Source organism: Pseudomonas abyssi (assembly GCF_003444685.1).
In the GTDB taxonomy this organism is placed as follows: Bacteria; Pseudomonadota; Gammaproteobacteria; order Pseudomonadales; family Pseudomonadaceae; genus Halopseudomonas; species Halopseudomonas abyssi.
On sequence record NZ_LMAZ01000003.1, the window covers coordinates 1 to 19288 of the forward strand.

Annotated in this window: 13 protein-coding genes; all 13 read right to left on the reverse strand. The window is 61.3% G+C overall.

Annotated elements, in window-relative coordinates; all coding sequences use genetic code 11:
- A partial coding sequence (locus ASB58_RS10545; RefSeq protein WP_118130587.1) for a beta strand repeat-containing protein occupies positions 1-4122 on the reverse strand: 4122 nt, incomplete at its 3' end.
- Between the two features lie 60 nt (positions 4123-4182).
- A complete protein-coding gene (locus ASB58_RS10550; protein WP_147336820.1) occupies positions 4183-5844 on the reverse strand; it encodes a ShlB/FhaC/HecB family hemolysin secretion/activation protein in 1662 nt (553 codons plus the stop codon).
- Positions 5845-5960: 116 nt separating this feature from the next.
- Positions 5961-6914 (reverse strand): helix-turn-helix transcriptional regulator, encoded by a 954-nt coding sequence (locus ASB58_RS10555; protein ID WP_181977920.1) that lies wholly within the window; start codon positions 6912-6914, stop codon positions 5961-5963.
- Positions 6915-7057: 143 nt separating this feature from the next.
- Positions 7058-8287, reverse strand: coding sequence for an alanine racemase (locus ASB58_RS10560; RefSeq protein ID WP_118130593.1), 1230 nt, complete (start codon positions 8285-8287; stop codon positions 7058-7060).
- Complete coding sequence (locus ASB58_RS10565; protein WP_118130595.1) at positions 8284-9576, reverse strand: FAD-linked oxidoreductase, L-gulonolactone oxidase family; 1293 nt, start codon at positions 9574-9576, stop codon at positions 8284-8286. Before ASB58_RS10565 ends, ASB58_RS10560 begins: the two co-directional genes overlap by 4 nt.
- Before the next feature lie 247 nt (positions 9577-9823).
- Positions 9824-10726: a carbamate kinase gene (arcC, locus tag ASB58_RS10570; protein WP_118130597.1), complete on the reverse strand. Its 903-nt coding sequence runs from the start codon at positions 10724-10726 to the stop codon at positions 9824-9826.
- Between the two features lies 1 nt (position 10727).
- Positions 10728-11729, reverse strand: coding sequence for an ornithine carbamoyltransferase (gene argF, locus ASB58_RS10575; RefSeq protein ID WP_118130599.1), 1002 nt, complete (start codon positions 11727-11729; stop codon positions 10728-10730).
- A gap of 22 nt (positions 11730-11751) precedes the next feature.
- Entirely contained in the window at positions 11752-12981 is a 1230-nt protein-coding gene (locus ASB58_RS10580) for an arginine deiminase (protein WP_118131135.1), read from the reverse strand.
- Positions 12982-13013: 32 nt separating this feature from the next.
- On the reverse strand, positions 13014-14462 hold the full coding sequence (locus ASB58_RS10585; RefSeq protein WP_118130601.1) for a YfcC family protein: 1449 nt from the start codon (positions 14460-14462) through the stop codon (positions 13014-13016).
- A gap of 670 nt (positions 14463-15132) precedes the next feature.
- Positions 15133-15636, reverse strand: coding sequence for a phosphoribosyl-AMP cyclohydrolase (gene hisI / locus ASB58_RS10590; protein WP_118130603.1), 504 nt, complete (start codon positions 15634-15636; stop codon positions 15133-15135).
- Complete coding sequence (locus ASB58_RS10595) at positions 15636-17009, reverse strand: dihydroorotase (protein WP_118130605.1); 1374 nt, start codon at positions 17007-17009, stop codon at positions 15636-15638. The genes hisI and ASB58_RS10595 overlap by 1 nt, the downstream gene beginning before the upstream one ends.
- Positions 16999-17247: a hypothetical protein gene (locus ASB58_RS10600; RefSeq protein WP_118130607.1), complete on the reverse strand. Its 249-nt coding sequence runs from the start codon at positions 17245-17247 to the stop codon at positions 16999-17001. Before ASB58_RS10600 ends, ASB58_RS10595 begins: the two co-directional genes overlap by 11 nt.
- A gap of 3 nt (positions 17248-17250) precedes the next feature.
- On the reverse strand, positions 17251-19260 hold the full coding sequence (gene thrS, locus ASB58_RS10605; RefSeq protein ID WP_118130609.1) for a threonine--tRNA ligase: 2010 nt from the start codon (positions 19258-19260) through the stop codon (positions 17251-17253).
- Positions 19261-19288: the final 28 nt, after the last annotated feature.

A 19288-nucleotide genomic window follows, 5' to 3' on the forward strand; every position in this document is an offset into this window, starting at 1 on the left:
GGTCAGTACACTGGCATTCTCGCCGTTAACCAGCCCATCAACGGTGAAGCCGTCAACACTCTGCTCGGCGCCGTTATAGGTGGTGGTGCCGCTGTTGGCGGTGACGGTGGCCTGGGCCTTGTTGATGGTCAGGGTGCCGTTGGTGGTGATCAGGTCGTAACCTTGCTGATCGGAGTACAGACCGCTCATGTCGATGTTGTAGGTGCCAGCGTTACGCCCGCCGCCGCTGGCCTGGCCAAAGATTCGATCAGCATCGTACTCGCCCGTGGTGCTCCAGCCGCCGGTCTGCTCGGTACCGTTGTAGGTCGTCGTTGTGGTGTCGCCGGTCACCTCAAGGGCGGTCAAAAAGTTGCGCAGCAGTGGGGCGGTATAACCTTCGTAGATGCGCCAGACCGTGCCCGTGCCGCCTTGTGCATCAATATCCCAGCCAGTGAAGCTATCGGCTTGCAGCATTTGTGCGGTGGTGAGGCCGGTGATGCCGTTGGTACTGCCGCTGTTGTTTAACCCCACTGCGTTGGCTTTGCCGCTGGTGTCAATATTCCAGTAGCTGTTGGTAATGGTGCTGCTGTCAAAACTGTATCCAACCAGCCCGCCGGCTGAGTCAGTAGCTGAAACGCTTCCGGTGGCATAGGCGTCGTTGATGGTTCCCGATCGGTTAAAACCGACCAGCCCGCCGACGTAGGCATCACTGCCCTTAACGCTGCCGGTGGCATAGGCGTTACTGATGGTTCCCCCGTTGGATCCGACCAGCCCGCCGGTGGAAGTCTCACTGCCCTCAACGCTGCCGGTGGCATAGGCGTTGCTGATGGTTCCCGACGACGTATAACCGACCAGCCCGCCGACGGCGTTCTTACCCTTAACGCTGCCGGTGGCATAGGCGTTACTGATGGTTCCCCCGTTGGATCCGACCAGCCCGCCGACGAGGTCACCGCCCTTAACGCTGCCGGTGGCATAGGCGTTGCTGATGGTTGCCAAATAGTTGTATCCGACCAGCCCACCGATGGAGAAACTACTGCCCTTAACGCTGCCGGTGGCATATAGGTTGTTAATGGTTCCTGTGTTGTATCCAAGCAGCCCGCCGACAAATGTAATGCCCTCAATGCTGCCGGTGGCATAGGCGTTGCTGATGGTACTGTAGTTGTATCCGGCCAGCCCGCCGACGTATTCACGGCCGGAGACGCTGCCGGTGGCATAAGCGTCGCTGATGGTTCCCGATTGGTTGGCTCCGGCCAGCCCGCCGACTCTGTCAGCGCCCTTAACACTACCGGTGGCATAGACGTTGCTAATGGTTCCCGATTGGTTGAGCCCGACCAGCCCGCCGACATCCTCACTACTACCCTCAACGTCGCCGGTGGCATAGGCATCGTTGAGGGTTCCCGATTGGTTAAATCCGACCAGTCCGCCGACTCTTCCGCTGCCCTCAACGCTGTCAGTGGCATAAGCGTTGCTAATGGTGCCTGAGCTGACTCCGACCAGCCCGCCGACATGGTTACGGCCGGAGACGCTGCCACCTACCAGCCCAATATCGCGGATCATGCTGCCGCTGGCGGTAGCGCCGAACAAGCCAACAAAATCCGTACTACTTCGGTCGATTGTGAGATTGCTAAGGGTATGGCCTAGGCCATCAAAGCTGCCGGCATAACGGTTAGCCCCATCCCCAACGGGCACAAACCCCGCGCCGCCATTCCAGCCGGCGGTGGCGGAGGCGTCGATATGATTGCCCAGCAGGTAGTTGGCCGTAACGTCGTCGCGCATGGCCTGCAACTGCTCCACGTTCTGGATCACGGTATAGAGCGCCGGGCGGTTAGTGGCGTCGATGGTGCCGGTGGGCAGGTCGTTTTTATTGAACACCCGGTTGCCGGCCAGAGCGCGCAGGTAGGGGGTTGTCTGATTGTTGGCATTGGCCCAGGTGCCAGCAAAATCGAAACCGCTGAAGTTGGCGGCATCGAACATCTGCGCGGTGGTGAGGCCGGTGGTGCCGGTGGAGCTGCCTAAACCCGCGGCACTGGCCTGTCCGCTGGTGTCGGTGTTCCAGTAGCTGTTGGTGATGGTGCCACTACGCATGCTACCTATTAGCCCTCCGATCGAACCAAAAATATATTCTTTTACCTGCCCGGTGGCATAGCTTCGACTGATTTGCCCTCCATTCATAATGCCGACCAGCCCGCCCCCGAAGTCGCCTTTCACACTGGCGGTGGAGTAGCTGTCGCTGATCTGCCCGACTAGCCATCCCACTAGTCCGCCAGATACTTCAGTGGCATATACGGCGCCGGCACTATGGCTGTGCTCAATGGTGCCGGCGAAGTTTCCTGTCAGCCCTCCACCGTTCAGATAAGCACTAATATCGCCTTGTACCGAGCTGTAGCTTATACGGCTGTTATTAAGCCCCTGACCCACCAGTCCACCTACTCGGCTCTGTCCAGTAATGGTGGCGTTAGTCAGCCCTATATTGCTGATCTGGCTAGCAGAGATCACCCCAAACAGGCCGACTTCATTGGTACGTCGGCGGTTGATGGTAAGGCCATTGATGCTATGGCCCTGGCCATCAAAGCTGCCGGTGTAATTGTTAGTCCCGTTCCCAATAGGCACAAAGCCCGCACCACCATTCCAGTTGGTGGTGCCGCTGGCGTCGATATCGTTGGTCAGCGCAAAGTGGCTGCTCAACAGGCTGCGTGAGGCCATGCCCTGCAGGCCGTAGAGATCAACAATCTGGTAGGCGTTGCCCTCGCTACCGTCACCGCCGTTGGCGCGCAGGAAGCGGGCATTGGCGGTATTGAGGCGGAAGTCCCTGGCCGAGAAATCGGCAAGATTGCTGACCAACTGGCTCCAGGCGCCGCTTTGCAGATTAAAGGTGCCGACGTTCACCGCGCCGTCAGCGCTGATATTGCCACCGGCGTTGAGGGTCAGGCCGCCGTTGGTGGCGGTGATGGCTTCATTGATATGGATGTTGTTGTGGGCGTTCAGGCTGAGGGTGTGGTCGGCGTTCCAGCTCACTGCGCCGTTGACGTACATATCACCGGCTTCGGTGCCGCCGTCGACGGTGGCCAGGGTAACGTTGTTGTTTTCCAGATTAGCGCTGAGGGTAGCAGCACCAATGCCGCTGTCGGTCAGGGCGTCGCTGCTGGCGCTGATGGTGAAGTCGGTCGGGTCGATCAGCCATTCACCGGTGGTGCCGTTGTTGGCTTTGGTGGTGACCTGGGTGCCGCCGGCGATTTTGACGTGGGCGCCGGAGGTGTCGATAAAACCGCCGTCGCCGCTGTCCGGGGCAGAGGCGTCCAGCGTGCCGGCCACATTAACCGTGCCGCCGTTAAACCCGCCCTTGAGCACAATGGTGCCGCTCTGGTTGTCCAGCGTTTGCGCTTCGATGATGCCGGTGTTGTTGACCACGGTTTGTAGCAGGGCGTTGGTGGCGTTGGCGGTCATCACTACCTGGCCGCCGTTGGCGCGAACCAGTTGGTGGTTCTCGACCAGCGCGTCGATTGTGCCTTCATCGACGGTGACGTTGAGCAGGCCGTCACCGGCAAAGTCCAGGGTGATTTTGTCGCCGGCGGCCAGTGCGACCGTGCCCTGATTGGCTTGGATAATGCCGTGGTTGCTGACCTGCCCGCCGAGCAGGGCGACCGCGCCGCCGTCGGCAGTGATGCTGCCACGGTTGATCACGGCGGCGTTGTTGCCGTCACCCTGAAACTGGTAATTGCCGTCGTTAAAGTCCTGGTCAGACAGGCTCAGGGTTGAGGCCACCAGCGCCCCCACGTTGACCGCGGCACCCTCGCCAAACAACACACCGTTGGGGTTGACCAGAAATACCTTGCCGTTGGCATTGAGGTTGCCGTAGATCGCCGAGGCGTCTTCACCAATCACCCGGTTCAACGCTACCGAGTTGCTGCCCGGCTGATAGAAGTTGACCGTATTACCCGCACCAATGTCGAAGCTGTCCCAGTTGGTGATCAGCTTGTCGCTGTTCTGCTGCACGTTCAGGCTGTTGCCATCCTGACTGATGCTGCCGGAGCCACCGACGATGTTGCCGCCGGTGGGTAGGTCAGCAGCGTGCAGATTGGCCGAGATCAAGCTGATGGCGATGGCCAGGGCGGTGGGGGCGAAGTTGGGGCGTGTGCGGGTCATGGTGAATTCCTTTCTGGCGGCTGGTGCGTGCTGTTTACCGTGTGTTGGCAGTCTGCGGATCTAGAACATCCACTGGATCTGGCCCCAGAGGTAAACGTCTTCCGGTTCATCACTGACGGCCTCTTCGCCATCCAGCGAGGTGGCTGCGGTGGCGCTGATCTGCCACTGGTGATGCGGTCGCCAGTAGGCGGCAACGCCGGCACCGGCGAGGTTGCGGTGACGATCACCGATCGCTAGCGGGTCCTTGTTGTAGGTGATTTCACCTGCTTCCAGGAAGGCACCCAGTTGCCACTGGCTGCTAAGGGCGTAGCGCAGTTCGGTACTGGCCAGCCAGCCCTCGTCGCCGGAGGCTTCACCTTGCGGGAAGGCACGGATGCCGTAGGCACCGCCGAGGCTCATCTTCTCTACGGAATCCAGGTTGCCGTCGGCCAGTTGGCCACGCAGGTTCATGTTCAGGGTGAAGCGCGGGCTGAGACGCTGCTGGCGCAGCAATGCCAGGTTGACCTTGTGGTAGCGGCCTTCGGTACCGTAAAAGTCGGAGGCGACAGCGTAGGGGCTGTCCATCGACAGCTCGCCGTGGGTCCAGCTCAGGCGATAGCTGTTGGCGCTGCCGCCCAGCAGGTCATCACGCCAGTAGCCGTTGACCAGATCAAGGGTGACGCTGCGCAGGGTTTTCTCGCTGGCGACACCAAGCTGCTCATCTTCCAGATCGCGGTAGCGCCATTCGATGCGGCTGGACACCCCCCAGCGCCGTTGCTGCCACCAGTTCTGGCTGGCAAACACGCTGCCGGTGGCGGCTTTGCCCTTGGCGTTCAGGCTGTCGAAGTCCTTGCCCAGTTCGTATTCCAGCCAGGACAGGCCAAGCCCGACACGGGTGTTCCACGGGCCGACTGGCAATTCGTATTGGGTGCTCAAGTATTTTTGGTCGCCGTCGGAGACCAGCGCCTGCAGTTGCAGGCTGTCACCCAGCCCGAAGGGATTGGCGATGGCAAGGCCACCGGTCAGTCGGTATTCGCCGTTGTAGGTGTTGCCATAGTTGTCGAGCGACAGTTGCCCGCTCAGCGCTGGCAGGTCGTTTACGTCAATGTCCAATGCGCTGGTACCGACCTGCTCACCGCGAGACAGGCGCGAGTTGACCTGGCTGGCGGGCAGCGCATCGAGGCTCATCAGCGCGTTTTCCAGTGCGCCGGCGCGCACCCCGTCGCCGGCGTTCAGGCCTCGGGTGGCGTTTTGCAAAAGGCGGTCCGGCAGCTCGCTCTGGTTGTTGAGTCGAACCTGATCGTATTTGCCTTCGACGATTTGAATGGTCAGGTAGCCGTCATCAATTTTTTGCGGGGGCAGGATGGCGCGGGCGAGCAGCCAGTCGTGCTGGCGATACCAGGCGGTAATCCGGTCGGCGGCCTGTTGCAGTTGCCCAAGGGTGAGGGCTTGGCCGGACAGGTCGAGCAGTACGGCGGCCAGTTGGTCATCACTGAAGGCGGTGTTGCCCGTGAAGCGAAAGCCCAGGATGTTGACGGTCTGGCCGCCGGCGGCCTGCTCGTTGGCTGGTGGTGGCGTCAGAATGGGCGTGTCTGCTGGTGGTTCGGGCGGCAGATCAAGCGGCCTGGTTTCGAGGTCGCGCAGCGCGCCACCGGCGGTTTCTGCGGCTTGCAGCCCCCCAGCTGCTAGAGCGCCCAACAGACACATAGCCTGCAACCCGTTTTTCACCTGTTGTTTTTGCACGGTTCCCTCCCCAGCACACTCGCTCTAAAGCGGGAACGGTAGCAATCAGAGAGGGCGCGCGGCTTCCACTCAGCGCCACACCAATTGATTAGCTGACGCGGCTCTGGCGCAGGGGGTCAAGCCTCGCGGGCCTCCCCCGGAGGAAAGCCAAACCGGCGTTTGAAGGCGCGGTAAAACCAGGACAGGTTATTAAAGCCGAGGGAGTAGGCGATTTCGGTAATGCTGCGCGCCACATGCACCGGGCTACGCAGGCAGTGCAGCGCCCGTTGCAGACGCAGTTCCAGCAGATAATCGGTGAAGCTGGTGCCTTCCTGCTCAAACATGGCACGCACGTATCCGGGCGAGACGCCGTGGCGCGCCGCTACCCAGGACAGCGACAGCTTTTCGTGATGCAGGTTAACCAGCAAATCAGCCTTGAGCGCGCGCATACGCGCCTGCTTAAGACCGCGCTGACGCGCCAGCACGGCCATGTCCCGCGGCGCGCCGACCGCCAGAGCGGCCAGGTCAAGCAACTGGTTGGAGCACTGTAGTACATCAAGGGGCGCGTCTTCCTCGCTCAGGCGCAGCAGCTCAAGCGCCGTCCCTGCCAGTAGCGCGTGCCCTTCACGCGCCAGCCGGGGCGTCTTATAGCGACGCTCCAGATCCGCCGTCATCTCGCCTATCAGTGCCCGCGAGAAGGTGATGTTTAGCATCCAGTTGGTTGTGCCGGCAAACACGATATCGCCAGGCCGGTCATTAAAACCGAAGCACCCCGTGCCCGGCGCGCACTGAACCTCGCCGACGCCTGCCAGCTCGGTCAGCCAGCTGTTTTGTCCGGTGGGGTTGATCAGCAGAGCAACGTCGTCGTTGCCGTCTTGTAGCTGCGCTTCGCGCCGCTGCACTAGCAAGGGGGAGGACTGGGTCAGGGCAATGGTGATGCCCGGCAACAGGCGCACCCGCGTTTCGACAAAGGGCACCATGTCGCGCGGTGTGGATACTGCGATATTGGCTACGGCCGCATACACGTCTTGGGCCGCTTCCAGCCGCTGAACTTCTGGGTAATCCCGTGTGGAAAATGAGAAAAAAGCCATACTGCTTCCAGCACTACCAGTCCTTTTTATAGCCAATAGCGTCGCCCGAAGCAGGCCGCCAGTCAATGCGCGCTGCAAGGCCAAGAGCCAGAGCAGCGCGCAGCGCGCTAAAACGCGCCCTAAAAAGGGGCCAGCAGCGGCCATTACTGATTAGCAAATACCGGCCAATGACCCACCACCCTGCCCGCTCGCACGGCCAGCAAGTCGCCAAACTGCAGCAGCACCGCCTCGCTCTGCGTAGGGCGCATGAACACCAGATCATCCACCTGCAGCGCCGTATCCGTCGGCGCCAGCAAGACTTGCTGATTGGAGCTGGTGCCGTACAAACCACTCGCCGTCAGCCCGGCGGGTGAGACGGGTTCAGCCAGCCAGTTGCCGCCGTAGATAAACAGCGCCTGTTTGCCACGCCCGGCCAGCCGCGAGATGAGCGCTGGCAGCCACCCTGCGCCGGGCAGCGTGAAGGCACCTGTCGCCTTGAGCACCGGGGTGGCAATGAACAAAGCCGGTAGATGCCCGGCCAGGCTTGGCAGATCGAAGTGCGTGGGTTTAAGCAGCCCACTGCCCAGCGCCAGCTCGTTGCTGACCTGCTCCTGATCGTGCAGTCGATAGGTTGGGCTACCCGCGGTGTTCAACGTCAGCGGCGGCTGACCGTCTGCAGCCAGTGCCTGCGCCCAGAGCGCCGGCGCCTCACGCTGCACCTGTTCCACCCGGGCCTGGTACGTCGCCATGGCCTGCGCCAGCAGGCGTTCGGGCCTGCCAAACAGACGTGGCAGCATGGCCACATGCGGCTCGTAGCCCATAAACCCGGTAAACCTCAGGTGCTGCGGGTGCTGCGCAATACGCTGCAGCAGCGCACTCAGCATCAATGCGCCCGCCTGCCCTGGCGGCACACCGCCCCGGCGCAGGCCAACATCCAGCTCCAGATTCACGTTAAGCCGCAACCCCAGGCGCTGCGCCAGCCCCAGATACTGTTTGAGCCGCTCGGGAGAGTCGATCAGCCACTGCAACTGGCGCTGCGGCTCAAAGCCGCCCGTAAGCGATTGATAGAACCGCTCCGCGAGCGCCGCCGGCATTGGCTTGCCGAGCAGAATGTCGGCATCCGGCCAATGCTGGGCGTCGAGGTTGAGAAAGGGTTGGTGAAACGACATCAACCGCCGGGTGCCCGCTCGCCGGGCAATATAATCAAGCAGTTGGAACGACGGCAGCGACTTCTCCACCAGCCGCAACGTCTTGCCGGTCTGCGTGGCAAAGGCCACCGCCTGATCAATATTGTGATCCAGACGATCCAGATCGACGATCAGCCGCGGCAGCAACTCACCTTCCTGCTGCAAGGCGGCCTGCAGTTGGCCGAAGTACGCATTGTGTCCTGTCATGGCATCACCAGCAGCGTGCGCAAGTGATCGTTGAGCATCTGCCCTTGCGGGTCCAGTTGCTCACGTACGCGGCGAGCGTCATCCCAGCGCGGATACAGCTCCGCCAGTCGCACCGCATCCAGCGAATGCAACTTGCCCCAATGGGGCCGCCCGCCGTACTTCCAGAATATGGGCTCCACCAGGTTGAACAGCGGGCGGTAATCCGTGCAGACATGCTGATGAATCGAGATGGACGCGCTGTCACGCCCGTAGAACGGCGAGAGCCAAGCCTCATCTGCCGCCACCGTGCGGTACTCCAGCGGAAACAAGGTGCGCAGCGACGAGCGTTGCACCGTCGTCAGCACCTCTTCCACGCATTCCAGTCCGCGTGCCAACGGCAGCTCGTATTCCATTTCATTGAAGCGCGACGCCCGCGGGCTAGGGAAAATCTGGTAGGAGCGCCCGACTCGACGCACCTCCGAGTGCAGCGCGATCAACAACCGCTGCATCAACGCATCTGCGCCTGCCACCCCGTGGGCAATCCGTGAGGTGATATCCAGCACCTTGTCGACCGGCAGATTAAAACGGGGCTGTGGGGTCGGCGGCTCGGTTGACTCGTTCAGTACCTTCACGACAGCCCTGTCGGTGCGGAAAAACGCCCAGAACTCGGCGTGGCGGTTATTCCGTGCAAGCCCCTCAAAACAGCTCAGCACCTCAGCCAGCGGCAGCAGGTACTCGCGCTCCGCCAGGTGATAATTGGGTCGGTTTTGCAGGGTGATCTGGGTGATCACGCCCAGCGCACCAAGCGAAGTTGCCCCCGCCTGCAGAATGTCCGCATTGTGCGCGGAATCAGCGTCGATCACCTCACCGCTCGGCGTCACCAGCCGCAGTCCACGCACCAGTGCAGAGAACGACCCCAAGCCCAGCCCGGTGCCGTGAGTCGAAGTACCGCAGGCGCCCGCCAGCGACTGCGCATCAATATCGCCCTGATTGATCAGTCCCTGCCCGAGCGGCCAAAGCACACAGCCCAACTCATGCAACGGCGTGCCAGCCATCGCAGTGGCCGTCAGCCGTTCAGCGTCGTGGGATACCAGCCCGCTCAGATGATCAAGAGAAACCAGATGCCCTGCCGTTTTGCACAGTGCACTGAACGAATGCCCCGCCCCGGTCACCCGAACCTCACCGGTCGAGCCCTGCAACAGCGCAACCAGCTGGTCCTCGTTACCCGGACGCCACCAACGCCCAGGCATCGCACGCTGCGCCCCTGACCAGTTGCGCCATTCACCCTGCGAACTCACAGCCGCCGCCATACCCACTCCTTGTCATTGGACCCGGACCAATCCGGGGACGCGGTACACTGCCGCGACAACCTGATCATTGCGCGAGATGGCGACGGGAACAAGGGTAGAAATTGAGGCAGAAAGCGTCAGCACAGGCTAATGATTCGCTGACTCGGTGCGACGCATAGGATTATCGCGAGGGTAACCAGGGCACAAAAAAAAGGACCTTGGCTTGCGCCAAGGCCCTCTTTTTTCTGACGGAGTAGCCCGGTTACCGTCAGCCGATTCGCGTCCCGGCGCTCCCTCGCAGAATGCTTGACGCATCCTCCAGACGGCCGATAGCGGCGATCTTGCCGGTTCCTGCGAACCGCGCTGCGGCCTTTGCCTTTGGCAACATCGAGCCCGCCGGCAGGCTGATGTGGTCGAGATCATCCACGCTCAGAGCAATCACCCGTTGGGCCTGCGGCGTACCAAAATCACGGTATACCGCGTCAACATCGGTCAACAGAAGCAACGCATCGGCATCTATCTGCTCTGCAAGCAGTGCGCTGGCCGCATCCTTGTCGATGACTGCCTCCACGCCAACAAGGCTTCCATCGCGCCGACGTACCACGGGAATGCCACCACCCCCCGCGCAGATGACAATCACATCATTGCGCAGCAGGATTTTCAGCACCGACAGGTCGGGAATTTCAAGGGGCGCCGGCGACGGGACCACGCGGCGCCACTTGTCACCATCCTGCGCGATCGACCAGTTGGCAGCAGACGCCCTGCGCTCGGCCTCGGCTTTGTCGTACACCGGCCCGACAAACTTGGTCGGCTTTTGAAACGCCGGATCAGCCAGATCCACCACCACCTGGGTCAGCAGCGTTGCGACCGGTTTCTGGTGATCAATGGCATTTTCCAGCTCCTGTTCGATCATATAGCCGATCATGCCTTCGGTCTCCGCGCCCAGTACGTCCAGCGGGTCAGCGCCATCGGGGCGATAGGCTGCACCCTGCAGGGCCAACAGGCCGACCTGCGGCCCGTTGCCATGGGTGATCACTATCTGATGGCCTTCCTTGATCAGCTCCGCCAACGCGGCAGCGGCCTTGTTTACGTTGGCCCGCTGGGTCTCTGCGGTCATGGCCTCTCCCCGCTTGAGCAGAGCATTGCCCCCCAGAGCAACGACGATCAGCATGCTAGCCTCCCAGGGTCGCGACCAGAACCGCTTTAATGGTGTGCATTCGGTTTTCCGCCTGATCGAACACGATGGATGCCGGGCTCTCGAACACCTCCTCCGTCACTTCCATGCAATCGAGGCCGAATTCGCGCTGGATCTCGGCCCCGACAGTGGTTTCAGCATTGTGGAAGGCAGGCAGACAATGCATAAAGCAGGCGCGCGGATTACCGGTCTTCTCCATCACCTCGCGGGTGACCTGATAGGGCTTGAGCAACTTGATACGCTCTGCCCACTTCTCCTTGGCCTCACCCATGGAGACCCAGACATCGGTGTAGACGAAATCCACCCCCTGCACCGCCTCATCCACGGCCTCGGTCAGCGTGAGACGCGCACCCGTCTGCTCTGCGATTGCTCGTGCTTCACGCTGCACGCTCTCTTCAGGCCAGCAGGCACGCGGGGCACAAAGGCGCACATCCATGCCCATTTTGGCGCCACCGATCAGCAGACTGTCACCCATGTTGTTGCCCGCATCGCCGAGAAAGGCGTAGGCAACCTGATGCAACGGTTTGTCGACATGCTCCTGCATGGTGAGGAAGTCAGCCAGAATCTGGGTCGGGTGAAACTCGTCCGTCAGCCCGTTGTAGACCGGAACACCCGAGTAATCGGCCAGCGTCTGCACCACCTCTTGCCCAAACCCTCGGTACTCGATGGCGTCATAGATTCGGCCAAGCACCCGCGCGGTATCCTTGACCGTTTCCTTGTGACCAATGTGGTTCCCGGACGGCCCGAGATAGGTCACTCTGGCACCCTGATCGTAGGCGGCCACCTCGAACCCAACGCGGGTTCGGGTGGAGCTCTTTTCAAAAATGAGCGCAATATCCTTGCCCTGCAGGCCAGGACGCTCGGTACCGGCGTACTTGGCCGCCTTGAGATCGGCTGCCAACTTCAGCAGAAAAGCGATTTCTTTCGGCGTGTAGTCGCGCAGCGTCAGAAAGCTGCGATTTTTCAGATTGAATGCCATGATCTGTCGTCTCCTGTCCTGTTCAAACCGGGTCGCGTGCGGTTGGGCAGCTCATGCAATGGCCGCCGCCACGACCACGGCCAAGCTCGGCGCCAGGAATCTCCAGCACCTCAATGCCGGCTGCCTTCAGTTCGGCATTGGTATCGTCATTGCGGTCATAGGCGATGACCACGCCGGGGCGAAGCGCCACCACGTTGTTGCCATCATTCCACTGTTCACGGGCCCGCTCCTCCTCGGTAGCGCCGCCCGTGGGCACAATGTGCAGCTTGCTGAAGCCAAGCACCTCGGCCACGATCTCGAAGATCGGCCGCGGGTCCTGACGGAAATCCAGTGCGCCTTCAACATTCCCGGGGCGGATGTCGTAGCACACCAGTTCATCCGCCACTTCCTTGAAGGTTGTCACCACATCGCCACCGCACAGGGTGAAAACGGTGTCCAGATGCATGGCCGAACGGGACTTGGGTATGCGGAAAGCCAGCACGCGCTCGACCACACCTTTGGCGAACAGAGCCTGCGCCAACTGGCCGACGGCCTGCGGCGAGGAGCGCTCACCCATGCCAACCAGTACCGTCTTGTTGCCAACCGGCATGATGTCGCCCCCTTCGAGGGTCGCCAGCCCGTGGTCGACCGTCGGGTCGCCCCAGTGAATCTTGGTGCGACCGGCAAAGTTCGGGTGGAACTTGTAAATAGCGGTATTGAGCAGCGTCTCCGGGCGGCGGGCATTCCAGTACATGGGGTTGACCACGACACCGTCATAGATCCAGGCGCTGTTGTCCCGGGTAAAAAGCGCGTTTGGCAACGGCGGCAATACAAAGCCCTGGTGCCCGATGTAACTGCCGAACAGCCCCGAAGGCTCAAATGGCAGCTCTTCTACCGTCAAGCCACCGAGCAGGTGCGTCGCCAGCAGCTCGCTCGGAATCTCTGTCATCCAGCTGGTCAGCTCCGCTTTCGCACCCACGCCTACCTGGTCTGCGGTAATACGGTGATCGAGCACCCAGCTGCGCGCCTCGGCATGATCGAGGGTTTCTGCCAGCAGGGTGTTGACGTCCAACACCTCCACCCCTTCGTTGCGCATCGCCTGGGTAAAGACGTCGTGATCCTTTTGAGCCTGCTTTACCCAAAACACATCATCAAACAGCAACTCCTGGCAGTTACCAGGGGTCAAGCGACGGTGCGCCAAACCAGGCCGGCAGACTACTACCTGACGCAGACGCCCCGTTTCAGAATGCACACCAAGCTCTTGTACAGACATATCCATTTCTCCCTATTCCATTGGTGAAACGCTCAAAGCAGGGTGGAAATGCTCAGAACGACGGTTATGAACAGGATCAAAATAAGCAAAAGAGGCCAGATGAAAACCAGCCAGCGGTCGTAGGAAACCCGGCCAATGGCAAGCCCGCCAACCACGACGGCAAAGGTCGGATTAATGAAGTTCACCAGCCCGTTTGCAGACTGATAGGCAGTTACGACGAGGTCGCGCCCTACGCCTGCGAAATCGGCCAGAGGAGCAAGAATGGGCATCGACAGCACGGCCAGTCCGGAAGATGAAGGCACCAGAAAGCTCATAGCCGCCTCAATCCAGAACATCAGATTGACAAAAGCCAACCCGCCAACCCCGTCCAGCGCCTGCGCTGCGCTGTGCAGCATGGTGTCTGCGATCAGCCCGTTTTCCATAATCACCACAATCCCGCGCGCCAACCCGACAACCAATGCCACACCCAGCAGCTCTCTGGCGCCGTCAACAAAATGGTTGGTCAGGCCCTTCTCGCCCAGGCGCGCAATCACGCCGATCACAATTGCAGACCCGAGGAACAGCGCGCCCATCTGCGCCATCCACCAGCCTTGCGATGAAACGCCCCAGATCATCACCGCGAAGGTCAGCGCAAACAGCACGAGCACCACCGACTGAATGCCGGTCAGGTGATCACTATGCTCCTCGGCCGCCTGACGCTTGAGGAAAAAGGCCTTGTGCTCCTCAAGCTGCTTGGCCACCGCCGACCTGGACGGGTCCTGTTTGACGCGATGGGCATACGCCATCACGTAGGCGATGCAGATCACCAGCCCGCCGAGCAGAATCACGAACCGGGGGATAATCCCGTCAGTGAACGGAATACCCGCCGCATTAGCCGCAATGACCGTCGCGAACGGGTTGATTGTCGAGCCAAGCACGCCAATGCCGGCACCGACCAGAATGATCGCCACGCCAGTAACCGAGTCATACCCGGCCGCCATCATCACGGGTATCAGCAAGGCATAGAACGCCAGCGTCTCCTCAGCCATGCCATAGGTCGTACCACCAATGGCAAACAGGCTCATGAGTATCGGGATCATCCAGATCTCGTGGCCCTTCAGATGCACCATCGCCGAGCGGATGCCCGTATCAATGGCGCCCGTGGCGTTCACTACCCCAAGAAAGCCCCCAAGAAAGAGCACGAACAGCGCCACATCGATTGCATTGGCAGCATAACTGTCCGGATCATAGAAACCCGCACCGGGTGCCAGCATCACTTCGACGAGGCCTTGCGGATTCGGCTCGACTTCATGGTAAGTCCCGGCGACCGCGACCTCACGCCCAACCGCCTCGTTCATCTCGCGGTCAAACTTGCCTGCCGGCATGATCCAGGTGAGACCGGCCATCAGAATGATAAGAAGGAAAAGAATCGAATACGCGGTAGGAAAACGGGAAGCCAGATCCTGGCTCTTATCTTTCTCTAGCTCGGGTGCACTGTCCATTGGACACCTCCAGAAGAATGAAGCCCTGTCCGTATTCACCCCTGACGCGACGCACAGGCAAGGGCAAATCCGTTCAAACGACCATTAATAAACAGCCGTAAAGTCGAATACTGACGCTATTGAATGTATCAGCACCGAGACATACGTTAGTTGATGCAAATCATTCTTTGAGAATTGTTTTCAAATCACTGAATCGACTCTGGGATCCAAGCGACGATTGCTGCCAGACGGGCCTACACTCATGTGTCACCAAGCGCGCGCTAGCCGACGAGCAAAAGCACTCGGTCGCCACGTTAGTAGATCCACTGATCATCTGCTGTGAAAGAAGATCGAGCACCAACGCCAGATGCGCCCCGGTAGGTGCGGACGCTACTGATGGCCATACCCCCATGGCTAGGTTCGGTGATTCCGGCGAAGCCCGTGCAGGCTCGCCTGCCATAACGGCCGGGGCCGGCTGGCGTCGGTCCAGCATCTGCCGGACCGCTTTATCCTTGCAGTTAGGGGGAATGACCTTCGGCGTTCATGGCAATTTCGCCGCTGCTGAATACACAGGCCAGGGATGTCTGACGGAGCGGGGGGATCCACATCGGTTTTAAACCCGTAAGGGAGAACAGGGTAGAAACCGGCCTGCATTAACCAGGGCCGCCAGCGCAGCGGCCCAGTAGCGAGGCTACAGCAACGTCGGGTTAGGCGCGTCGCCGTAGACCTTGAGCGGATCAAAGGTCTTTTCCTGCTCTGCGTAGCCGATACGCCCGGTTTTCAGCTCGACGGTACGATAAAAGCAGCTGCGGTAACCGACGTGGCAACTGGCCGGCGCGGCGTGTGTGCCGGCGCTCAGCGCCACCCGCAGCCAGACCGCATCCTGGTCATCGTCAATGCGCATTTCCACCACCCGCTGGATCAAGCCGCTAGTCGCGCCCTTGTGCCACAGCACCTGGCGCGAGCGGCTCCAGTAATGCGCCTCACCGGTGAGAATGGTGCGCTCCAGCGCTTCGCGGTTCATGTAGCCAAGCATCAGCACTTCGCCGCTGTCGGCATCGGTGGTCACGCAGGCGATCAGCCCATCGCTGTCGAACTTGGGGGCCAGCTCATGCCCCTCCTCGACCTGCTCTACCGAGGTGCGAGGGGCGAAGTTCAGCGCCTGCGCGGCGTCGTTATCGGGCGTGTTGTTCATCAGGTATCTCCAGTGCTGGTAAGGTCTGCGCCCGGTGAAGCAACGGCCGGTACGTCAAGAAAACGGATGGGGCGCCCTTGCGGGCGCTCGCTGAGCTGCTCGTCGCGCACGGCCAGGTGGCCGCGCACCACGGTGTGAATAGGCCAGCCGGTCACGCGTACGCCATCGTAGGGGGTCCAGCCGCTGCGACTGGCAATCCAGCTGTTGTTGATGGTGCGTTGGGCGCCCAGATCAACCAGCGTCAGGTCGGCGTCATAACCCAAGGCAATGCGCCCTTTGCCTTCGATGCCGAAGATCCGCGCCGGCCCGACACTGGTGAGATCGACCAGGCGCTGCAGGCTGAGCCGCCCGGCGTGCACATGTTCAAGCATCATCGGCAGCAGCGTCTGCACGCCGGTCATGCCGCTGGGCGAATTGGGATAAGGCTGGCTCTTTTCCTCCAATGTATGCGGTGCGTGGTCGCTGCCGATCACATCGACCACCCCGTTGCGGATGGCCTGCCAGAGCGCCTGCTGATGGACGAACTCGCGTACCGGAGGATTCATTTGCGCCAGGCTGCCCAAGCGTTCATAGCAGTCCGGCGCCACCATACTGAGGTGATGCGGCGTGGTCTCTACAGTCACTCGATCCTTGTGCTGGGCAAGAAAGGCCATTTCCTGCGCGGTGGTGACATGCAGCACGTGCAGGCGGCGCCCGGTCTCCCTGGCCAGGGCGACGATGCGCCGGGTCGCCTTGAAGGCGCTTTCCATGTCACGCCACTGCGGATGATCGCGCACATCGCCACTGGCCTCGACCAGCGCCTTGCGCTCGCGCAGGCGCGCCTCATCTTCTGCATGCACAGACAAGCGCCGCTGACCGTGCTGGAGAATCTGTCGCAGTACCGCGTCTTCATCTGCCAGCAGATCACCGAACGAGCTGCCCATAAACACCTTGACGCCGGCACAGCCTGGCAGCCGTTCCAGGTCCGCCAACTGCGTGGCGTTGATCTGCGAACCACCGATATAGAACGCATAATCGCACCAGGCTCGGCCCTCGGCGGCCTGCAGCTTGGCGTTCAGGTCAGCCTCCCAGAGCGTCAGCGGGTTGGTGTTGGGCATCTCGAACACCCCAGTCACCCCGCCCAGCACAGCCCCTCGGGTGCCCGCCTCGATATCCTCCTTGTGGGTCAGCCCGGGCTCGCGGAAGTGCACCTGGGTGTCGATCACACCCGGCAGTACATGCAACCCGCGCGCAACCAGCACCTCGTCGGTCTGCCAGTGGCCGTGCAAATCGCCCAGCCCGACGATCTTGCCATCGCGGCAGGCGATATCGAGGGTCTCGACGCCATTGGGCGTAACCACCCGCGCGCCATGAATCAGCAGCTCAGCGCGCATCGGCCACCTCGCCACCTGATACCTGCAGCTCTTCGCGAGCACGCTTGAACCAGACCAGCGTCTGCTGGCGTTGTGCCTCGCCATAAAGCGCGACAAAACGCGTGGTCATATGATCGTTGGGGGCCTGCAGGGCGGCGATACGCGCCTCAATGTAGCTCAGGGTCAAGGGTTGCGCGCAGGTGACGGTGATGCAGTGCCGCCACTGCTGGTAACTTGCGGGGATGTCGGCGGTATCCATCGGTTACTCCCTGTGGTTTGCGGTTGATTGCAGGCCCAAACGCTCGCGCACCGAGGCGTTCGCCGCGCGGCTAAGCGGTGCATCCGGCGCGCTGGCGGCCTGCTGCAGATAAGCCAGCGCGTCGGCCAGTGGCATGCTGCCGAGGTCCTCGCCGTCACGATCACGTACCGCAACCGTCCCTTCAGCGCACTCACGGGCACCGGCCACCAGCAGGAAAGGGATGCGTTGCAGGGTCTGCTCGCGAATCTTGTAGCCAATCTTCTCGTTACGCAGGTCAACCTCGACCCGCAGGCCAGCGGCCCGCAACCAGGCGGCGACATCGCTGGCGTAGCTGCCATGCGCATCGGTGATGGGCAAGACCACTGCCTGCACAGGCGCAAGCCAGGCGGGCAGCTTGCCGGCGTGATGTTCCAGCAGGATGCCGATAAAACGTTCCAGCGAGCCGAACAGGGCACGGTGCAGCATGACCGGCCGCTGACGACTGCCATCCTCGTCGACGTACTCGATGCCGAAGCGCTCCGGCAGGTTCATGTCGACCTGCAGGGTGCCGCACTGCCAGTCGCGGCCGATGGCATCGCGCAGCACAAACTCCAGTTTGGGGCCGTAGAAGGCACCCTCGCCCGGATTGAGGTCATAGCTCAGCTGCATGGCATCCAGCGCCTGGACCAGCGCCCCTTCCAATCGATCCCAGGTGGCCTCGCTGCCCATCCGGTTGTCCGGGCGGGTAGACAACTTGATGCGAACGTCGTCAAAGCCGAATTCGCGGTAGATATCCAGCACCAGCGCCACCACCGCACGGCACTCCTCATCCATCTGCTGCGGTGTGCAGTAAATGTGCGCGTCGTCCTGGGTAAAGTGACGAACCCGCAAGAGTCCATGCAGCGCGCCCGAGGGTTCATAGCGATGCACCTTGCCAAACTCGCCCATGCGAATCGGCAAGTCGCGGTAGCTCTTCAGGCCATGACGATAGAGCAGCACGCTGCCGGGGCAGTTCATCGGCTTGAGCGCCAGGGCGCGGCCATCTTCGGTCTCGCTGGTGAACATGTGATCGCGGTAGTTGTGCCAGTGGCCGGAGATTTCCCAGAGCGAGCGGTCCATCACATCCGGCGTGTTCACCTCGGTGTAGCCCGCCTGTTGCTGGCGGCGGCGCATGTAACTGATCAACTGCCGGAACACGGCCCAGCCACGCGGATGCCAGAACACCGCGCCCGGAGCATCTTCATGGAAATGGAACAGGTCAAGCTGGCGACCGAGTTTGCGATGATCACGTTTTTCGGCCTCCTCAAGGCGCAGCAGGTAGGCATCCAGCTGCTTCTTGTCCGCCCAGGCCGTGCCATAGATGCGTTGCAGCTGCTCGTTGCGCGAATCACCCCGCCAGTAGGCACCGGACAGACGCGTCAGCTTGAAGTGTTTGAGAAAACGCGTGTTCGGCACATGCGGGCCACGGCACATGTCCACGTACTCCTGGTGGAAGTACAGGCCCATGCAGGTCTCGCTTGGCATATCGTCGATCAAGCGCAGCTTGTAGTCCTCACCGCGCTCACGGAACAGCTCAACCACCTCATCACGTGGGGTGACCCGCTTGATCACCTGGTAGTGGGTGGCAATCAGCTCGCGCATGCGCTGCTCGATCTGTGCCATGTCGTCGGGCGTGAACGGCCGCTCAAACGCAACGTCGTAGTAAAAGCCGTCTTCAATAACCGGGCCGATGACCATGCGCGCCGAGGGAAACAACTGCTTCAGCGCGTGACCGAGCAGATGTGCGCAGGAATGGCGAATAATCTCCACCCCTTCCTGATCACGCGGGGTAATGATCTGCAGATGAGCATCGTGCTCCAGCACATCACAGGCATCGTGCAATACCCCATCCACCTTGCCGGCCAGGGTATTTTGCGCAAGCCCGGGGCCGATACTGGCAGCCACATCGGCGATGCTGGGTGGGTGGTCGAAGGTGCGCTGCGAGCCATCAGGCAAAGTGACAACAACAGGCTGGACGGAACGGGGAACAGTCATGATTCAAAACTCGTTAAGGATATGCTGG

Coding starts and splice junctions, on each gene's coding strand:
- ASB58_RS10560 (WP_118130593.1), bottom strand. CDS start 8,287: ATGACAGGACACAATGCGTACTTCGGCCAACTGCAGGCCGCCTTGCAG.
- ASB58_RS10565 (WP_118130595.1), bottom strand. CDS start 9,576: ATGGCGGCGGCTGTGAGTTCGCAGGGTGAATGGCGCAACTGGTCAGGG.
- ASB58_RS10585 (WP_118130601.1), bottom strand. CDS start 14,462: ATGGACAGTGCACCCGAGCTAGAGAAAGATAAGAGCCAGGATCTGGCT.
- argF (WP_118130599.1), bottom strand. CDS start 11,729: ATGGCATTCAATCTGAAAAATCGCAGCTTTCTGACGCTGCGCGACTAC.
- hisI (WP_118130603.1), bottom strand. CDS start 15,636: ATGAACAACACGCCCGATAACGACGCCGCGCAGGCGCTGAACTTCGCC.
- ASB58_RS10595 (WP_118130605.1), bottom strand. CDS start 17,009: ATGCGCGCTGAGCTGCTGATTCATGGCGCGCGGGTGGTTACGCCCAAT.
- thrS (WP_118130609.1), bottom strand. CDS start 19,260: ATGACTGTTCCCCGTTCCGTCCAGCCTGTTGTTGTCACTTTGCCTGAT.
- ASB58_RS10600 (WP_118130607.1), bottom strand. CDS start 17,247: ATGGATACCGCCGACATCCCCGCAAGTTACCAGCAGTGGCGGCACTGC.
- ASB58_RS10555 (WP_181977920.1), bottom strand. CDS start 6,914: ATGGCTTTTTTCTCATTTTCCACACGGGATTACCCAGAAGTTCAGCGG.
- arcC (WP_118130597.1), bottom strand. CDS start 10,726: ATGCTGATCGTCGTTGCTCTGGGGGGCAATGCTCTGCTCAAGCGGGGA.
- ASB58_RS10580 (WP_118131135.1), bottom strand. CDS start 12,981: ATGTCTGTACAAGAGCTTGGTGTGCATTCTGAAACGGGGCGTCTGCGT.